The organism is Paenibacillus sp. FSL F4-0100 (assembly GCF_037993005.1).
Taxonomy (GTDB): domain Bacteria; phylum Bacillota; class Bacilli; order Paenibacillales; family Paenibacillaceae; genus Paenibacillus_AQ.
Genome location: NZ_CP150303.1, coordinates 2,976,852 through 2,994,862 on the forward strand (window position 1 = coordinate 2,976,852; position 18,011 = coordinate 2,994,862).

The following is an 18,011-nucleotide window of genomic DNA, read 5'->3' on the forward strand; positions in this document are numbered from 1 at the left end:
GGTATACGATGTAAGCGTTTCAGCATTAATATTTGGGGCAGGGCTGGTTGGAATCTTCTAAGCCTAGTCTTATCTCGGATGATCATTCTTTAGGAAAAAAGGGAGGCGTCGTGATTTGAAAACAAACCGGAAACGTGTTGCGAGACTTGCGATTTTTATGCTGATTGTGGCTATGATTGCCGGATGCAGCGGAAAAGGCTCGGGGGCCGAGAAGCCTGCCGGCGAAAAAGGTAAGGAAGGAACAGGCGTGGCTGCTAGCGGTGAAACGGGATATCCTGGGCAGCTTACCTATTGGGTATCGCTAAATGGAAACGCTTCAGCAACAATGCAGGATATGAACGGAATTGCCGCATATCAGGAATTGGAGAAAACGACGGGCACCAAAGTGAAGTTCCAGCATCCACCGGCCGGTCAGGAGGCAGACGCCTTCAATATCATGGTCTCGTCAGGCAATTTGCCGGATGTTGTGGAGTACGGATGGGCTAACGTATCAGGAGGACCGGATAAAGCAATTTCGGACGGTTCGATTATTCGCCTGAATGAGCTGATTGAAGAGCATGCTCCAAATGTATCGAAATTGTTGAACGAGCATCCAGAATACAAAAAGCTGATTACGACAGACGGAGGCAACATTTACGTATTTCCGTTTATCCGCGGGGACGAGTATTTGCTGACCTTTAACGGCCTCATTATCCGCCAGGATTGGCTTGATCAGCTAAAGTTATCCGTGCCGGAGACGATAGATGAATGGTATGAAGTATTAAAGGCATTCAAAACCAAGGATCCCAATGGAAACGGGCAGGCGGATGAAATCCCGCTCCTGCTTGATATGGATATGACGGCAATCAATCATGCGTTTGTCGGTGCGTGGGGGATTACGACTGGTTTTTATCAGGTGGACGGGAATGTGAAGTATGGTCCGATCCAACCGGAATTCAAATCATATTTGGAGACGATGAGCAAATGGTACGCCGAAGGTCTCATTGATCAGGATTACGCGGCAACGGACTCTACGCTAAAAGACGCCAAAGTGACCAACAATCAAGTGGGTGCCTTCTCCGGTTACATGGGCAGCAGCCTCGGCCGTTATTCTGAGCTCATGCTAAAAAGCAATCCGAACGTAGATCTGGTAGGTGCTCCGAATGTTGTATTGAAAAAGGGAGACACTCCAATCCTTGGACAGAAGGATTCGCCATTCAACGGATTCGGCGCGGCCATTACAAAAGCGAACAAGTTTCCAGCGGAGACGGTGAAATGGCTTGATTATAAATACGGTGAAGAAGGGCATATGCTGTTTAATTTTGGGGTCGAGGGAGTCAGCTACGATATGAAGGATGGATACCCGACTTACACAGATGAAGTGATGAAAAATCCGGATGGCCTATCGATCACCCAAGCGTTGTCGAAATACAATCTGGCCAGTTATTCGGGACCTTTTGTCCAGGATCGCCGTTACATCGAGCAGTATTCCGCGCTTCCCCAGCAAAAAGCTGCCATTGAGACATGGATGAAGGCGGAGAATGACCGTTTGATGCCGATTATTTCACCAACGGCTGAGGAAAGCACGCGTTATGCCTCGATCATGAACGATATTAATACCTACTACGAAGAGATGGTCAACAAATTCATTATGGGCGTGGAGCCGATTAGCGGGTTTGATCAATTTGTCCAAACGGTTCAAGGTATGGGCATTGAGGAAGCGCTCCAGATTCAGCAAGCTGCGCTGGACCGGTTCAACAGCCGTTAAATTGTAGTTGCATGAAGAGGGAGAAGACTCAGGATTCTCCCTCTAACTGTGAATGATTTTTTTGTCAGAGGAGGGCATAGGGTGCAGCTTAAGGAAGAGACAAACCACGTTACGTTACAGAGCAAGCCAGAGAGCTTCAGCACAAGAGTTGCGAAGGACTTTCGCCGAAATTCCACAATCTACCTGATGCTGCTGCCGGTGGTGGCGTTTTATGCCGTGTTTCACTACGGACCTTTATATGGACTGCAAATTGCGTTCAAAAACTTCTCGGCAGGGCTCGGCATATGGAATAGCCCGTGGGTTGGATTTCAACATTTCAGCGATTTCTTTAACGGATTTTTCTTTGAGCGGGTGGTTTCCAATACCATCATCCTGGGAGCGTACGATCTCATATTTGTTTTTCCCGCCTCCATTGTGCTGGCGTTAATGCTGAACGAGGTTCGGCATCGCATATTTAAGCGGACGGTCCAATCCATTACGTATATTCCCCATTTCATATCCGTTGTCGTGGTTGTCGGGATGCTGGTGGATTTTTTGTCGGTAGACGGGCTGATCAATCACATCATTACCTACTTCGGCGGAAAACCGATTTCGTTCATGCGGCTGCCGGAATGGTTCCGCACCATATATACCTCATCTGCCATCTGGCAAGGGATTGGATGGGGATCTATCATTTACCTCGCGGCCATTTCCAATATCGATCCATCCCTTTATGAAGCGGCTAAAGTGGACGGTGCCGGCCGCTGGAAGCAGATGCTTCAAATTACGCTGCCCGGCATTTTGCCAACGGTCATCATACTGCTCATCTTGCGGATTGGTTCCTTTATGGCGCTGCAGGATGAGAAAATTCTGATTATGTACAATCCGGTTATCTATGAGACGGCGGACGTTATCGGTACCTATGTCTACCGCAAGGGGATACTGGAAGCGAGTTATAGCTATAGTGCTGCTGTCGGCATGTTTAATTCCCTGATTAACTTTATGCTGCTCATTGGAGCCAATTATCTCAGCAAGCGGTTTACCGACACGAAGCTGTGGTAGAAAGGGGGCATCTCATGCGTACTTCAAAATCTGTCAGTGAAATCCTGTTTGATTCTGCGAATGTCATTCTCTTGTGCTTGCTATCGATTGTCACGTTATACCCTTTCCTCTACGTATTGTTTGCTTCGATCAGTACACCAGCCGAATTCGTTCAGCACCGGGGTATCCTGCTGTGGCCAAAGGGCTTCTCGCTGGATTCTTATCGAATGGTTTTTGAGAACCCCAATATCATCCGTAGTTACATGAACACCATATTTTATGTGGTGGTCGGCACGACGCTGAACATTCTGATGACGGCTCTCGGAGCCTATGGCTTATCCAGGAAAAACGTGATGTGGAAGAGTACCATTATGATGCTGATCGTCATGACGATGTTTTTCGACGGGGGGCTCATTCCGAAATACCTGCTCGTGAAAAATATGGGTCTGATTGATACGTACTGGGCTTTGATTATTCCAAGCGCCATGACGACATGGAACTTGATTATCATGCGAACGGCATTTCAAGGGGTACCGGATGCGCTCGAGGAATCCGCTCGGATCGACGGAGCCAGCGACTGGACCATTTTGTTCCGGATCATCATCCCGCTATCGCTGCCGGTCATTGCGGTCATGGTTCTCTTTTACGGGGTATGGCACTGGAATAAATGGTTTGATGCCCTCATCTATTTAAGGGATCGGGACCTGTTTCCGCTGCAGCTGATCCTGCGCGAGATTCTGATCCAGAACGATACCAGCAGCATGATGACCTCGGTAGGCGGGGGAGACCGGATGCCGGTTGGCGAGACGATTAAGTATGCAACGATTATGGTGGCTACGCTGCCGATTTTGTTTCTATATCCATTTTTGCAGAAATATTTCGTGAAAGGCGTCATGATCGGAGCCATCAAAGAATAAGGAGGTAGTTGACTCATGTGGGAGCAAGCCATTATGGATGCGGTAGAAAAAACAAAGAGGAATATTGAACAATTCCCGATGAAGTTTCCTCATATTACGGAAGAGAAGCGTTACGAGTGGGGAGAAAGCAATGACTGGATTGAAGGATTCTATACCGGAATGATCTGGCTGTGCTATGAATATACGAAGGACCCGCTATTTAAGGAAACGGCAATAGCCCAATTGCAGGATTACAAGCTGCGTCTTGAGGAGAAGCGACATCTGGATCATCACGACATCGGATTTCTGTATCTGCCCTCTGCCTTGGCAGCGTGGATTGTGGATGAACATGAAGATGGTAAACAGCTCGCTTTGAAAGCTGCGGATCATCTGATGCTGCGCTGGCGGGAAGAGGGACAGTATATTCAGGCCTGGGGCCGGAAGGGCGACGAGAAGAACGGAGGTCGCATTATCATCGATTGCATGATGAACATACCACTGCTCTACTGGGCCTATGATCAGACGGGGGATGAGCGATACAAGCGCGTGGCCGTGGCGCACGCGGATAAGAGTCTACGCTACTTAATACGGGGGGATGATTCGTCGTATCATACCTTTTACTTCAATCCAACAGATGGAACGCCCATCCGAGGAGGAACGCATCAAGGATATCATGACGGCTCAACATGGACGCGCGGCCAGGCATGGGCCATCTACGGATTTGCGCTCTCATACCGCTATACCCGTGAACCGAAATATTTGGATACGGCTTTACGTGCTGCCCGTTTCTTTATCGAATACCTGCCGGAGGATCATGTCGCGTATTGGGATTTTGACGTTCCGATTGAAGAGGCTACGCCTCGCGATAGCTCCGCTTCCGCCATTGCGGCGTGCGGCATGCTGGAGATATTGGAGCATCTGCACGGAGAAGATGACAATAAAGGGCTATTGACAGAAGCCGTTGAGAAGTCGATGATATCTCTGGTAAACCGATATTCTACCATCGGTGAGGAGGGTGAGGAAGGCTTGATCAAGCATGGTTCCTATTACGTCAGAGGTGGTGCGGGGCCTGATGATTATATGATCTGGGGCGATTACTATTACCTCGAAGCCTTGCTGCGACTGACCAAAGGGATACCCGGCTATTGGTATGAGAGAGGTTAGTATAATTGAATCTGTGAAACATATTGGGGATGCCGTGCGCTATGCGGCACTCCCTTTTTTGTGTAAAATATCAGAGAATCATTGTTCACAATATACTCATTAGCATTGTCAGAATGTCTTTGTTATGATGAGGAAGATTCAAATTTGAGATAAATGGTTTGGAGGAGATATGTGTGTTGAAACATGTGAAAGCTTCAGTCTTGCTGACCTTGGGTCTGCTGCTAATACTGGTGTTCCCGACTGCAACGTGGGCCCATTCCAAGCTGGAAACCAGTACGCCCGCGGCAGATGCCAAGCTGACGGAAAGCGTGCAGGAAGTAAGCCTGTCATTTAATGAAAATATCGATGAAAACTTGAGCACGCTCAAGATTAAAAATGCGCAAGGCGAATCGGTTGAAGTAGCGGAGGTCAAGATCAACCAGAATACCATGCTGGGCACACTGGCTGCACCGCTTCCATCCGGCTCCTATACGGTCGAATGGAAAATCGTGGGCGGCGATGGACATCCCGTGGATGGAACATACGCCTTCGAGGTAGATGCCCCGGAAGCGGAAGTTACCCCGGAGACACCAGCAGGTACTGAAGAAACGCCTGCGGATACAGGAAATACACAGGATGAAACAGCACCAGCAGATAACACCGCTACGGACAACACGGATCAGACGGCTGACCAGAATCAGCAGGCAGACAACACTTCTGCTACCGATACCGAACAATCGGCAGGCAGTGGGTCAACCGTGTGGATCGTCGTCATCGTGATTGTAGCGGTTGTTGCAGGATACTTTGGAATTAGAGCATCACGGAAGAAAAAATAAATGTCTTACTATTGGTTAGGTGAGCCGTTTCTATATTTAGCCTACGCCATGCTGGCAGGCATCTCGGTATTGTCCCTCGTACCGAAAGCATATAAGCCGGAAATTTCAGTTCCGGCCTGGCTTGGTCCAGTGGCAGCAGCAGCCATCATCGTATTCGGATTTGTGCCGCTGCTGCAAATCATCATGTTTTTCAAGGATGATATCGGGTTCTGGAACTCCTTTAACAGCATCATGTTCAAGTTCAGTGAGGGCGAGCGTTACGCCTGGATTCTGGTTCTCTCGATCCTATTGGCGATTCTGACCATGATCGTCCGCCGGAAACCCGGTTCTGTATTACGCTGGCTTACGCCTATTGCCTTGCTGGGCATTGCGGTGGCCATGTCCTCGTTTAACCATGCGGCATCCCTGTTCGATGGCGTTGGGCAGCTTGCCTTCTTCGGCCATTTCACCGCGATGGCGATATGGACGGGGACGTTGCTGCTTACAGGATGGTTCAGCGCGGATCAGGAGCGCTGGAGCGCATTTCTCAGATGGTTTCATCCATTAGCGGTCACCTGCGTCATCGTTGTGATCGGATCGGGTCTGTTCCTGATGACGGCGGTGACGCCGGAGCCCATAAACAGCTGGACGCTGTCCTATGGGCAAGCTCTGCTGGTTAAGCATATTCTTATTCTGCCGCTATTGGTGTTTGCCTTTGTTAATGGTTATCTCGTAAAGCGCAAGCTGCGCCGGGATTCCGGTTATCGTCCAGCGGCATGGGCACGAAGTGAAGGAATTCTGATCTGGTTGATCTATATCGTCACCGGATATATGAACCAGCAGCCGGCTCCGCATGAGGTAATCGATACATTGGCCTCCTATGGTCCTGCTGCAACCTTTGTTTGGTTCCATCCCGGGTTTACGATTGGTGAACTGGCATTTACGTGGAGCTGGATAGGAATTCTTAGTCTGTGTCTCGGCCTTGCTCTTCTGTGGAATGTCGTGAACGTATTTCGCAGAAACCGGGCAGCTGCCGTCGGACTGTTAAGCGGCTTAGGCGCAGTTGTGTTGATCTATTGCGGCCTGATGTTCTCGGTTACCGCTGTTTAATATTTTGGAAGTTAACAAGGTCCTTGCTGTTTATGCAGCGGGATCTTTTTTATTGTTGAAAGAGGAAGTTGGGAATGGATAAGGATGGTATACTGGGGAGTAAATAGATTATAGCTTTTACATGCACTAACACTTTAAATGGGGGAAGTTATATGAACAATGAGAGACAAATCCGCTTAGCATCGCATTCGGATGCATCCGTCCTGGTCCGGTTGAACTGGGAGTTTAATGAAGTGCAAATGCCGTTTGCGGATGTTGAAGACCGATTAAAGCAATCGGGTGAAATTGTAGCCATAGCTTATATAGGCGATGAAGCCGTAGGATTTGCCTGTGCCCAGTCCTTTCAATCCTTCTGTTACCGGGAGCTGATCGGTGAGATTACGGAAATGTACATTCAGGAGCGGGCGAGAAGGCAGGGGCTGGCGGGCTTGCTGATCGCTTTCCTGGAAGAACAATTGATTGCGCGTGGGGTTAAGACCGTAAAGGTGCTTACGGGTCATGATAATCATGCGGCCATTGGAGTTTATGAGAAATCGGGTTATAAGCGGGAGGATGAAGTGTTTCTGGAGAAAGAGCTGGAGTAAAATGATGCACGACTGTGAAATTATGGATTTTATCCATCTTAAGCATGTTGACCCTAGCTTACATCAGGATCATCATGCTTTCTTTATTTGCTGGAATATCTGATCGCTTTACTCAGGATGCTGAACATCGCTCCGGTATTGACCAGGCGTGAGCCCTGTATTTCTCTTAAACACCGAATGGAAAGAATGCATGTCCTTATAACCGACCTTCTCGGCAATTGTACTGATTTTGTCGGGGGTGGTGCGCAGCAGCTCGCGGCTCATTCGAATGCGTACGGTCTGCAGATAGTGATGCCAGCTCTGGCCTGTATACCGGCGGAATAACCGCTGCAGGTGGCGTTCGCTGAATCCGCTGATCTGTGCAAGCTGCGTCAAAGTGAGCTCTTGCATGTACTGCCCCTCCACGTATTGAAGAACATCATGAAAGGAGTGGTGTTGAGGCTCTGATGTCATGGGTTGTGAATGTTCAATGGCCCGGTTGAACTCTATGATCAGCTGTAGCAGCAGCGTGTGCAAATAAATGGCAGAACCGCTGCCTGGCATGGCATTTTGCTCATAAAGGGAGCCAAAGAGCCTCTCAAAGCGATCATGACGGTCCATAATCGCGTGGTACCCAAGGGATCCATCTTCCATACGTTCCAAAAAGGCTGCCGTTTCCGAACCTGATGCAAAAGCAATCAGTTTGGGCAGCAGCTGTACGGAGAATATGCAATTGTTCACAATGAGCGGTTTCCCGTTCGCAGCGGTGGGTCTAAATACGTGAGGCATTCCGAGTGGTATATAGAACATTTGACCTTTGCGTACGCGCTGTACCGAGTTCTCCAGGTGATGAAAGCCTTCACCCTCCGCAATATAAGCAATCTCCAGAAAATCATGGTTATGGTAAGAGCCTGTAAAATTCTCCACGTTGCGATTCACATACATCAAGGTGTCGTCCTGGAAAAAGGTATCTCCGTGATAGGTTTCCATCGGTCGTTTCATCGTACATGCTCCTTATCATTAATCGTAGGATAGATGTCCGTTATACCACATCGAATTGTCCGTTATCCCCATAATTCCACGTTCAGGTTCACTTATAATAATAGTTGAAATAGGCACGGTTAGGGAAGCGCATATCCCGATTTACGGCCTATAAAACTTGATTGTTGGGCTAACCCTTAATGAAGGTGAACGGAGGAATGTTCTATGTTCAGCGTAACGGATCTACGATGTGAGTATCAGCATAATCCGATAGGAATCGGCGAGAAGCACCCGCGTTTTTGTTGGAAGTTGGTCTCGGACGAAAGAGCAGTCAGTCAAACGGCCTATGAGATTGAGGTTTCGAATGATGATACCTTTGCCAAGCCCCTTTGGACCTCAGGGAAAGTGGCTTCAACGCAATCGGTTCATGTGGAATTAAGCGAATGGAGTGTATCGTCTTGTAAGCGCTATACTTATCGAGTCCGCGCATGGAATCAAGCCGGGGAAGTATCGGAATGGTCGGATGCAGCCTATTGGGAGACGGGGAAACTGCAAGGGGAGAAATGGGCAGGGAAATGGATTTCGGCACCTAGGTCTTTGCTGCCTGCTGACTCTGCTCATCTACCGCTGCTCCGCAAGAGCTTCAGCTTAAAGTCGCCCATTGCGAAGGCAAGAATATACGCCTCGGCCTTAGGGCTTTATGAACTGGAGCTGAACGGACAGCGGGTGGGAGATGGTTATTTCACGCCCGGCTGGACGAGTTACGATCATACGATTCAGACACAGACCTATGATGTGACGAAGATGCTGCATTCAGGCCAAAACGCGATCGGCGCTTGGCTCGGAAATGGCTGGTACAAGGGACAATTGGGGTGGGAGGATCGGAGAGTGATCTATGGAGAGTGTTTAGCGCTTCTGCTGGAGCTGCATATTACATATGCAGACGGGAGCGAAGAAGTAATTGCAACCGATTCAAGCTGGCAGTCGGCCAAAGGCCCGATCCAGATGTCGGAACTCTACCATGGTGAAACCTATGATGCCCGGTTGGAGCTGGAAGGGTTCAGTTCAGGAGATTATAAGGCAAATGATTGGTATGGTGTCGAGTTGATCGATCTCGGTTACGAGAAACTGAAGCCTCAGATTAACGAGCCCGTGAGAGCCATTCAAACGGTGCGGCCCGTTGAATGCCGGACCACACCAAAAGGTGAAACCGTCATCGACTTCGGACAGAATTTGGTGGGCTGGGTCCGATTTAGCGTGTCCGGTGCGAAGGGCACCATGGTGACGCTGCAGCATGCGGAGATACTGGATTCCGATGGTAACTTTTATACGGAAAACCTCAGAACCGCTAAACAAACGATTCAGTACACATTAAAAGGCGGCGGGAAAGAAACCTATGAACCTCATTTTACGTTCCAAGGCTTCCGATATGTGCGTTTAGACGGTTTCACAGAGGAGCAGCTGGACCGGGGGGCTTTCGAAGCGGTTGTGCTTCATTCGGATTTTGAAGAGACCGGGACATTCCAATGCTCGGAACCCATGGTGAATCAATTGCAGAGCAACATACGATGGGGACTCAAGGGGAATTTCCTGGATGTGCCCACGGATTGCCCGCAGCGTGATGAGCGGCTTGGCTGGACCGGTGATGCACAGATGTTTATTGGTACAGCGGCTTATCTTACCAATGTGGCACCTTTCTTCACAAAATGGTTATCGGATCTGGCTGCAGAACAGCGCGATGACGGAGCCGTTCCATTCGTTGTCCCGCATGTGCTTGGCGATGAAGCATATGCTTCGGCCGCCTGGGGAGATGCGGCAGTCATATGCCCGTGGACGGTATATGTCAATTATGGCGATCGACGGATATTGGAGCGTCAATATAGGAGCATGAAGAGCTGGGTCTCCTACATTCAGGCTCAAGGAGAGAATGAGTATTTGTGGAATACCGGCTTTCATTTTGGCGATTGGCTGGGGCTGGATGCAAAATCAGGCGACTACGTGGGTGCTACGGAACGGGATTTAATAGCGTCGGCGTTCTATTGTTATTCGGTAGAGCTGCTTAAGAAAACAGCCGTCGTATTGGGACAAGAAAAAGATGCTGCCCTGTATACTGAGCTTAAAGAAAAGGTTGTTGCTGCATTTCGTAATGAATTCGTGACCCCGTCCGGAAGGCTAGCGGCTTCGACTCAGACCGCGCATGTGCTTGCCCTTATGTTTGGGTTGCTGGATGAAGAGGCAGAAAAACGGGCAGCGAAACGTCTCTATTCGCTGCTAGAGGAGAGTAGATTTCATCTAACGACAGGCTTTGTGGGCACACCCTATATGAACCATGTATTAAGCCAGCATGGCATGCATGACGCGGCATATAAGCTGCTGCTGCAACGGGACTATCCATCTTGGCTGTATCCGGTTACGAAAGGCGCTACCACGATATGGGAGCATTGGGACGGTATTAAGGAAGACGGCAGCTTCTGGAGCCGTGACATGAATTCGTTTAATCATTATGCATACGGAGCCATTGGCGAGTGGCTGTATCGTACGGTTGCCGGTATCCAGACCGTAGAGGAAGCGCCGGGTTATAAACATATTGTGATTGCGCCTGTGCCGGGCGAAGGATTGACGTGGGCTGAAGGCAAAATCGATACGCTGTACGGAACCGTCCGGTCAAGTTGGAGAATGGAAAGTGGTGGAGCGTTTCAACTGGAGGTATCCATCCCGCCAAATACAACGGCGGAAATCCGTCTGCCAGGCGCTTTTGATGCCTCAAGCGTTATCGAAGGAAAGGCGATAGCTCTAGACCAAGCGAGCGGGATTAATTCTGTGCGTGATGGGGAGGCAGGAGTTATGATTCAAGTGGGCTCAGGAGAGTATGTATTCAGATATATTTATTCCTATCACGCAGTGTAGTAATGAATAAGCAGAGAGCTAAAGTTCCTTACCGTGGTGAATTACGGCAAGGAACTTTTTTTTCTCCTCACATAGTCACATTTATGGGCGAATGCACATACAAATACAAAGTGATCTTAAGGAAGCGAGGGGAACTCTGTGGCAGTCATCAAAACGAATTCGAGTGATGTGGATCTTCTGGCAAGATTGATCCGCGCAGAGGCAGAAGGTGAAGGCGAGCAAGGCATGCTCATGGTCGGAAATGTCGGCGTGAATCGTATACTGGGCAACTGCCTGGATTTCCGAAACATCCGCAATATGAATGATATGGTGTTCCAGAGCCCTGGAGGGTTTGAAGCAACACAAAAGGGCTATTTTTATCAACGGGCTAGGGATCGGGATCGTCAGCTTGCCCGAAGAGTGATCAATGGGGAACGGATATGGCCGGCGAGCAATGCTCTTTGGTTTTTCCGCCCGGCAGGGGATTGCCCAGCTACCTGGTACAATCAGCAGAACACAGGCCGATTCAAAGCACACTGCTTCTTCACCCCGACATATGCCGATTGCCCGACTGTTTTTTGATTCATGTTATACAACCGCTTAGGCGGGAGTTATAAATTAAAGGAGGAAATTACTTATGTACAATCAAGGTGTGCCGCCTGTGAACTTCATGAATGGAGTCCGTTATCCGGGAGTGCCGAGCCGCGGGACGGCTGGTTATATGGCGAACGTTCCACCGCAGGTGCCTAGCGGAAGCCCAATGACTCCAGGAGGCACCGTTGTTCCGGCCCCGCAATTCGAACAATCTTACGTTGAGAATATTCTTCGACTGAACCTGGGCAAACAGGGAACTTTCTACATGACATATGAAAACAATTCGCAATGGAATGCAAAGGTGTTCACAGGCGTGGTCGAAGCCGCTGGACGCGATCATATCATTATCAGCGAACGGTCGACAGGACGCCGTATCATCCTGCTGATGGTAAACCTGGATTATGTCGTGTTCGACGAGCCGCTTCATTATCAATATCCGGGTGTTATCGGCAACCCGCCTCCGACTGGAAGATAACTTCTAGCAGCCAGCATATGCATAATAACCTTCGTTTACTTAGGCGTAGACGGGGGTTATTTCATTATGTTTTAGATGGAAAATATTCAATTTCGTGCGTTTTTTTTCCACAAAGGTGCGTAAATACATCGAATTCTATTAACATTTTGAATGTTTATTCATAGAATATATCAATTCATCGAAAAACGAGTGCTAACGGCTGAGAATCAAATTAAAGCTTATAACAACGCTGATTAATGTCATAAGACAACGTTTGACTGTGTATCGTAGTACTATATAATTACTTATATAGCTTGATGAAGTCGGAATAAGATAAGGAGATGAGACCATTGGGAAGTTGATGCGTAGTCCGAATACGTTGTTATGCTTGATGGCACCACACATTTTTAATAACCGAAGGAGGTGTTCCTATTCGTCATAGCATGCTGTATGGCGGGTAGGAGATCGATTGAGTGACCCCTTACCGAGTTTGATAAGTTTAACCTTGGTATTGATTCTCGTCCTGTTAAATGGATTTTTTGTATCGGCTGAATTAGCTTTCGTTAAAGTGAAAAGCAGCCGCATTGACGCTCTGGTCGAAGAAGGACATAGACGTGCAAAATTTGCGCAGAACATACTGAAGAACCTGGACGGATATATATCCGCATGCCAGTTAGGTATTACCATCGTGTCCATTGGACTCGGATGGATCGGCGAAAGAACGATATCCGCTATGATTACGCCTTGGTTTAATGGCATTGGCTGGAACAATACAGCTGTTCATGCCGTGTCCTTGGTATTAGCCTTCATCTTGATTGCACTCATGCACATTGTATTTGGTGCATTGGCGCCTAAGACGGTGGCTGTTCGTAAAGCGGAACAAATTACGCTGTTATCAGCAGGTCCACTGCGGGTATTTTACACCATCATGTTCCCGTTTATCTGGTTTGCCAATGGGCTCTCCAATAACGTTCTCCGCCTATTCCGGATGCAACCGGTGGTTGAACGGAATGTGCATACGGAGGAAGAACTGCGGGATATGATGAAAGAGAGCAGTGAGAGCGGCCTGATGGATAGCACGGATATGGTATTGGTAGACAACATTTTTGAATTTGCCGATACGACGGCAAGGGAGATCATGATCCCCAGAACAGAAATGATCTGCTTATACAACAATCTTTCATTGGAAGAAAATCTGAAGATCGCAAGCGAGGGGATGCGAACCCGTTATCCAATCTGTGACGAAGACAAGGATCATATCATTGGCTTTATTCACATTAAAGATCTGATGCGCGGATTCGTTCATGACCAGCTTTCCTTGATTCGCCCGATCATTGCTGTTCCTGAGTCGATCAAGATCAGTGATCTGCTGCGAAGAATGCAGCGGAGCAAGACGCAAATTGCCATTCTTATTGATGAATACGGCGGGACTTCAGGACTCGTAACCCTGGAGGACATTATGGAAGAAATCGTCGGTGAAATTCAAGATGAGTTTGACGAAGAGCGCCCGGGCATTGAAAAGGTGGGGGAGGATGAATACTCCATTGATGGATTGATGCTGATCGATGAAATTAATGACCAATTTGGTCTGAACGTGGATACAGAAGACTATGATACTATCGGTGGATGGCTGTCCTCACGTCTTGAGGTGCTGCTCCCACACAAAGGTCAATCTGTCATGTATGAGGATTATCGCTTTGTGATTGAGGAGACCGAGAATAAACGGATCTCGCGGATTCGTCTGATCAGGCAGCAGCAGCAGCTGATTCAGGAAGAAGCAGGCGCGTAAACTGGATATTAGAAGAAGTAGCGACATATTATGCCGCTACTTCTTTTTATTTGCAAAGAGGTTTCAATAATTATATCAAACTGTGAAAAATTAGATACTTTTATGTCGAAATCATGTGTTAAAATATGGATGTTCCTAATATATTGAAAGAAAGGTGATATGATGTCAAAAGTACGCAGTCCTAAACGTATAGCTTCAGCGCTTGCAGTCAGTGTTCTATTAAGTTTATCTCTAGCGGGAGGGGCATACGCGGATTCCGCTGCAGACATTGCACCCGGTGCTTTAACAACTCCGCCTCCGGTGGAAATGAATCTGAACTCTTCTATCAATATTTTAGCCAATAAATATTTGATGAATTATTTTTCTTCAATTGGGAAAGTAAGCAGTACTCAAGTAGGCATAAGCGGTACTACCAGTGCTTCTCAAGCTGTTGATTCTCTGGGAATCAATTATGTTCTTCAACGCTGGACGGGCTCTGCTTGGGTTGATGCGGGAGCTTCATACGATAACGGAACGAATAAGGCCTCGCTGAGCGGAAGCAAAACTTTCAATGTGCAGGCGGGTTATTATTATCGAGCTAAGACGATTCACTGGGTCAATGAGAGCGGTACATATGAAGAAGGGACTTATCACACGAGTTCGGTTTTGGTGGAGCTATAATTCGAATACGGATTTATGAAGGAATGTCCCAAAAGATCATAGATCTTGCGGGACATTTTCTTTTCTTCGTTGAAAGACGCTCCGTGAAGAATCGTCTCACCCATCGATGGCTTATCATCTGCTCATGTGGACAATCATAAAATAAAAAGGTCGAAGACCAGCCCTCAATTTGAGCCTGTCTTCGACCTTTTTACGGTGCATGAGTGAAAATCCAGGCTGTTTTTCAAAGAAACCATATACTTTGGGGGCAGCCAGTTCTTTTTTTAGATCATCTAAAAATCATTGTATGCTGTTTGCGATTTTAATGAATTCTTCTTCCGAGAAGAAGCCGCTAATGGATACAACCACTTGATCATTATCGTATAAGAAGCGCAGGTTATTCTCGGTTAAATAGGCTTTCGCTCCGGATTCAAGAACAATCGTCTTCTTGATATCTCCATTGAGATTAATCATTTTGCCAAGTTGCATCCCGATGAGATCAATATAGAAAAACTTATCGTCCGAATTTTTATATTGAAGATGAAGCTCGTCAAAATCTGCATTGTCATCCTTTGTTAATGCGGTAGCCTCATGGAATTTGTAATCTTCCGGAAGATAATTGATTTTTGGTATTTTAAATACGGCACGTTTTTGTGACTCTGTCAGAGATTCATCGGTATCTGTGAAAGGAACATATTCGGTGTCCACTAATTCAGCTGGCGGTACATGCTCTTCTGGCTCTATTCCTTGTTCCGGTGGGGGAGCGGTTAATGCCTTGCCCTCATCAACAGGCTCTCGCATGCCGAATATTTGAGTAACCACACCATTTCCCCAATCCTTGATCTCCTGATAAACCGGTGTTACCGCTTGAGTTACAGAGGATGGAGAGAATATCAACGCACCAAAGGCCATCGATGCGGCGATGACTCCGGCTAACTGAAATCTGTGTCGACGCTGTTTCTTTTTGTTAGCCTGATTGATTTGTAACTTGACCTGCTGCCAAGATTGTCGTTTGGACTCGTTGTCAGTAGGGAGTGAGGAACGTGATGCTGCACGATCAAAGGCTTCGTCAAAGGCCTCGTCAAACCAATCATCGTATTTTTCGTTGCTCATCCAATTCACCCCACTCTCTATACAGCATTTTTTTTACGGATTCTCTGGCACGAAACAAGCGCTGCTTCACGATCTCTTCACGAGTATTCAGCAGCTCCGCGATTTCCCTGTACGTCAGACTATGTTTCCAACGGTACTCAATCAATAGCTTGTATTCAGGCTTCAATTGGTCGAGGTAATGCTCGATGGATTCCTCCAGCATATTCGACTCCACCTGATGTTCCACGTTTGTGGAAGAAACTGCCACGTCCTCTTCATTAATAAAAACACTCTCAACATCCACTTGGTTACGGTATTTTTTATTTTTTCTTAAATAATTCATGGTTGAGTTTTTGGCGACGACTCGGAGCCATCCCCGCATCTTGCTTTCCGTTTCAAAATTCGGCTTACTTGTCATCACTTTTATAAAGGACTCCTGAATGATATCCTCAACAGCAGCATGATCCCGTACGACATACAGTATCTGTCCATAAACGAGGTCATAAAATTCATAATAGATTTCTTCCTGAATAGGTTCGCTCAGATCAGCGAAATCTGCTGCAAGGAGGAGCTGTAATCGGTTGGACACGCGATAATCCCCTCTCTGGTGTAACCATCCTATTTCTCTCATCATTTTACAACATATCGGGTAAAAAAGCCCTATTAATTCTAATAACAGCCAGCTTTGAAGACTGTTTCCGGAAAATGGGTCTATCCTTATGAAGTCATGTGTTTGAAGCGCTTTAGCTTATGAGTTAAAATGGCAAGTCATAGACATGCGTCCATCTCTTCATCATATGCTCGGCAACCTATCGGTATTAATCGAAATGGGGTTGAAGTTGTATCAGGAAGGGCGTAGAAAGTCCATTATGATAAAAAAACAGAGCAGCCTCTGTTTAAAGGGCTGCTCTGTAGTATAGTTCCGATCTCATTACGATGTGCTTGTCGTGCACATAGCGGAATTGTAGCGGATTAAGCCCAATTCCCGTCGATGAATACGGGTTCCTCCGTGCCCTCATGAGTGATTCCGGTAATATTAAGCTCTTTGGAGCCCATCATGAAGTCGACGTGGGTAATGCTGGTGTTCAGACCGCTTGCTTGAAGCTGTTCGGACGTCATGGTCTTGCCGCCTTCAAGGTTAAAGGCATACGCGCTGCCGATGGCCAGGTGACAGGAGGCATTTTCGTCAAACAGCGTGTTGTAATACAAGATGCCGCTTTCCGAGATCGGAGAGCGATAAGGCACAAGCGCAACTTCGCCAAGATAATGCGAGCCTTCATCCATGGAGATCAGGCGGGTTAAGGTATCCTCGCCTTGTTCCGCGGAGAAATCAACGATGCGACCCTTCTCGAACGTAATCGAGAAATTGTCGATGATGTTGCCGCCGTAACTCAAAGGCTTCGTGCTGCGTACCGTGCCGTTCACGCCGGTTTTGAGCGGAGCGGTGAATACTTCCTCCGTCGGAATGTTGGCAACGAACCGCTCACCTTTCTCGTTGTGGCTGCCCGCCTGGGCCCAAATATGCCCCTCCGGAAGCTCGATCGTAAGATCCGTACCCTGTGAAGTGAAGCGGAGCTTATGATACTTCTTGGCATTGAGCTCATCCGATTTGTGCTGGAGGGTCGTGATATGCTCTTCCCATGCACCAATGGGATCTTCGAGATCCGCGCGAACCGCGTGGAAGATTGCGTCCCACATTTTGTCCACCTGCTGCTCGGCCGGAACGTCAGGGAACACCTTGGCAGCCCAATCAGGGGAAGCGTAGGCAATGCCGGCCCAGCTCATCTTATCGGCTTGCTGATATTGCCGGTATTTCGCTATGGCTGCGCCATATGTACGCTGATAATTGGAAATACGCTCCGGATCAACGCCTTTAAGCAGGTCCGGGTTCGAGGAGAGAATTGTCAAGAAAGCAGCTCCTTGCTCGGCAAGCTCGGTTACTTCCTCCGCATAATATGTCGGCGGCTCCAGAAAAGCTTCGTCTGGTGCCAGATCATACCGTATCCGGTTCACAACCTCATCACTGTAATTCACCTTAACCTGCTTGGCACCCGTTTCATAAGCTTTCTTCACGATAAGACGTACTAGCGGTGCGGCATCGATCATTGCGTTAACGACCAGCGTTTGTCCCGCCTGCACATTGGCACCCACCTTGACTGCAAGCTCTGCATAGCGTTCCAATTTTTGTTCAAAGCTGGACATGACAGACCCTCCATTTCTTTTATGCTAACTATAAGTAATTTCATGCGCTTTCTTAATTATCCCACAATTTTTCTGTTTGT

At 47.8% G+C, this 18,011-nt stretch carries 16 protein-coding genes; 12 read left to right on the plus strand and 4 right to left on the minus strand.

The genetic code is table 11. The annotated features are described in order from the left end of the window. Positions 1-115: 115 nt before the first annotated feature. The 7 genes from MHH48_RS13350 (at position 116) to MHH48_RS13380 (ending at position 7,315) form a co-directional block, all read left to right on the plus strand. Complete coding sequence (locus tag MHH48_RS13350) at positions 116-1,747, plus strand: extracellular solute-binding protein (RefSeq protein ID WP_076321222.1); 1,632 nt, start codon at positions 116-118, stop codon at positions 1,745-1,747. An 81-nt stretch (positions 1,748-1,828) separates the two neighbouring features. Beyond that, positions 1,829-2,788 carry an ABC transporter permease subunit gene (locus MHH48_RS13355; RefSeq protein WP_076321223.1) on the plus strand — a complete coding sequence of 320 codons (960 nt, stop codon included), beginning with the start codon at positions 1,829-1,831 and terminating at the stop codon, positions 2,786-2,788. Positions 2,789-2,802: 14 nt separating this feature from the next. Beyond that, entirely contained in the window at positions 2,803-3,684 is an 882-nt protein-coding gene (locus tag MHH48_RS13360; protein ID WP_076321224.1) for a carbohydrate ABC transporter permease, read from the plus strand. Between the two features lie 15 nt (positions 3,685-3,699). Beyond that, a complete protein-coding gene (locus MHH48_RS13365) occupies positions 3,700-4,827 on the plus strand; it encodes a glycoside hydrolase family 88 protein (RefSeq protein WP_076321225.1) in 1,128 nt (375 codons plus the stop codon). 173 nt (positions 4,828-5,000) lie between these two features. After that, a complete protein-coding gene (locus MHH48_RS13370) occupies positions 5,001-5,642 on the plus strand; it encodes a copper resistance protein CopC (protein WP_076321226.1) in 642 nt (213 codons plus the stop codon). Continuing rightward, a complete protein-coding gene (locus MHH48_RS13375; RefSeq protein ID WP_076321227.1) occupies positions 5,643-6,731 on the plus strand; it encodes a CopD family protein in 1,089 nt (362 codons plus the stop codon). A 152-nt stretch (positions 6,732-6,883) separates the two neighbouring features. Continuing rightward, the gene (locus tag MHH48_RS13380) at positions 6,884-7,315 is read left to right on the plus strand and encodes a GNAT family N-acetyltransferase (protein ID WP_076321228.1); all 432 of its coding nucleotides are present in this window, start codon (positions 6,884-6,886) and stop codon (positions 7,313-7,315) included. A 108-nt stretch (positions 7,316-7,423) separates the two neighbouring features. Here MHH48_RS13380 and MHH48_RS13385 read toward each other — a convergent pair whose 3' ends face one another. Next, positions 7,424-8,296, minus strand: a complete 873-nt coding sequence (locus MHH48_RS13385; RefSeq protein ID WP_076321229.1) for an AraC family transcriptional regulator — start codon at positions 8,294-8,296, stop codon at positions 7,424-7,426. A 204-nt stretch (positions 8,297-8,500) separates the two neighbouring features. On the opposite strand from MHH48_RS13385, the gene MHH48_RS13390 reads away from it, so the two are divergent. The 5 genes from MHH48_RS13390 (at position 8,501) to MHH48_RS13410 (ending at position 14,658) form a co-directional block, all read left to right on the plus strand. Further along, a complete protein-coding gene (locus tag MHH48_RS13390; RefSeq protein WP_076321230.1) occupies positions 8,501-11,182 on the plus strand; it encodes a glycoside hydrolase family 78 protein in 2,682 nt (893 codons plus the stop codon). Positions 11,183-11,320: 138 nt separating this feature from the next. Continuing rightward, complete coding sequence (locus tag MHH48_RS13395; RefSeq protein WP_076321231.1) at positions 11,321-11,743, plus strand: cell wall hydrolase; 423 nt, start codon at positions 11,321-11,323, stop codon at positions 11,741-11,743. A gap of 88 nt (positions 11,744-11,831) precedes the next feature. After that, positions 11,832-12,230 (plus strand): spore coat protein GerQ, encoded by a 399-nt coding sequence (gene gerQ / locus MHH48_RS13400; protein ID WP_256720417.1) that lies wholly within the window; start codon positions 11,832-11,834, stop codon positions 12,228-12,230. A gap of 448 nt (positions 12,231-12,678) precedes the next feature. After that, positions 12,679-13,998 carry a hemolysin family protein gene (locus MHH48_RS13405; RefSeq protein ID WP_076321233.1) on the plus strand — a complete coding sequence of 440 codons (1,320 nt, stop codon included), beginning with the start codon at positions 12,679-12,681 and terminating at the stop codon, positions 13,996-13,998. A gap of 159 nt (positions 13,999-14,157) precedes the next feature. Continuing rightward, on the plus strand, positions 14,158-14,658 hold the full coding sequence (locus tag MHH48_RS13410) for a hypothetical protein (RefSeq protein ID WP_237566378.1): 501 nt from the start codon (positions 14,158-14,160) through the stop codon (positions 14,656-14,658). Positions 14,659-14,937: 279 nt separating this feature from the next. Here MHH48_RS13410 and MHH48_RS13415 read toward each other — a convergent pair whose 3' ends face one another. The 3 genes from MHH48_RS13415 to MHH48_RS13425 all read right to left on the minus strand — a co-directional run bounded on the left by MHH48_RS13415 (position 14,938) and on the right by MHH48_RS13425 (position 17,931). Next, entirely contained in the window at positions 14,938-15,750 is an 813-nt protein-coding gene (locus tag MHH48_RS13415) for a DUF4367 domain-containing protein (RefSeq protein WP_076321235.1), read from the minus strand. Then, on the minus strand, positions 15,728-16,318 hold the full coding sequence (locus tag MHH48_RS13420) for a sigma-70 family RNA polymerase sigma factor (protein WP_076321236.1): 591 nt from the start codon (positions 16,316-16,318) through the stop codon (positions 15,728-15,730). The genes MHH48_RS13415 and MHH48_RS13420 overlap by 23 nt, the downstream gene beginning before the upstream one ends. Positions 16,319-16,701: 383 nt before the next feature. Next, a complete protein-coding gene (locus MHH48_RS13425) occupies positions 16,702-17,931 on the minus strand; it encodes an aminopeptidase (protein ID WP_076321237.1) in 1,230 nt (409 codons plus the stop codon). Positions 17,932-18,011 lie beyond the last annotated feature (80 nt).

What these genes read in the sequence shown, in the direction of transcription:
- MHH48_RS13415 (WP_076321235.1), bottom strand. Translation starts at nt 15,750, where the DNA reads ATGAGCAACGAAAAATACGATGATTGGTTTGACGAGGCCTTTGACGAA.
- MHH48_RS13410 (WP_237566378.1), top strand. Translation starts at nt 14,158, where the DNA reads ATGATGTCAAAAGTACGCAGTCCTAAACGTATAGCTTCAGCGCTTGCA.
- MHH48_RS13375 (WP_076321227.1), top strand. Translation starts at nt 5,643, where the DNA reads ATGTCTTACTATTGGTTAGGTGAGCCGTTTCTATATTTAGCCTACGCC.
- MHH48_RS13380 (WP_076321228.1), top strand. Translation starts at nt 6,884, where the DNA reads ATGAACAATGAGAGACAAATCCGCTTAGCATCGCATTCGGATGCATCC.
- MHH48_RS13425 (WP_076321237.1), bottom strand. Translation starts at nt 17,931, where the DNA reads ATGTCCAGCTTTGAACAAAAATTGGAACGCTATGCAGAGCTTGCAGTC.
- MHH48_RS13390 (WP_076321230.1), top strand. Translation starts at nt 8,501, where the DNA reads ATGTTCAGCGTAACGGATCTACGATGTGAGTATCAGCATAATCCGATA.
- MHH48_RS13360 (WP_076321224.1), top strand. Translation starts at nt 2,803, where the DNA reads ATGCGTACTTCAAAATCTGTCAGTGAAATCCTGTTTGATTCTGCGAAT.
- gerQ (WP_256720417.1), top strand. Translation starts at nt 11,832, where the DNA reads ATGAATGGAGTCCGTTATCCGGGAGTGCCGAGCCGCGGGACGGCTGGT.
- MHH48_RS13385 (WP_076321229.1), bottom strand. Translation starts at nt 8,296, where the DNA reads ATGAAACGACCGATGGAAACCTATCACGGAGATACCTTTTTCCAGGAC.
- MHH48_RS13365 (WP_076321225.1), top strand. Translation starts at nt 3,700, where the DNA reads ATGTGGGAGCAAGCCATTATGGATGCGGTAGAAAAAACAAAGAGGAAT.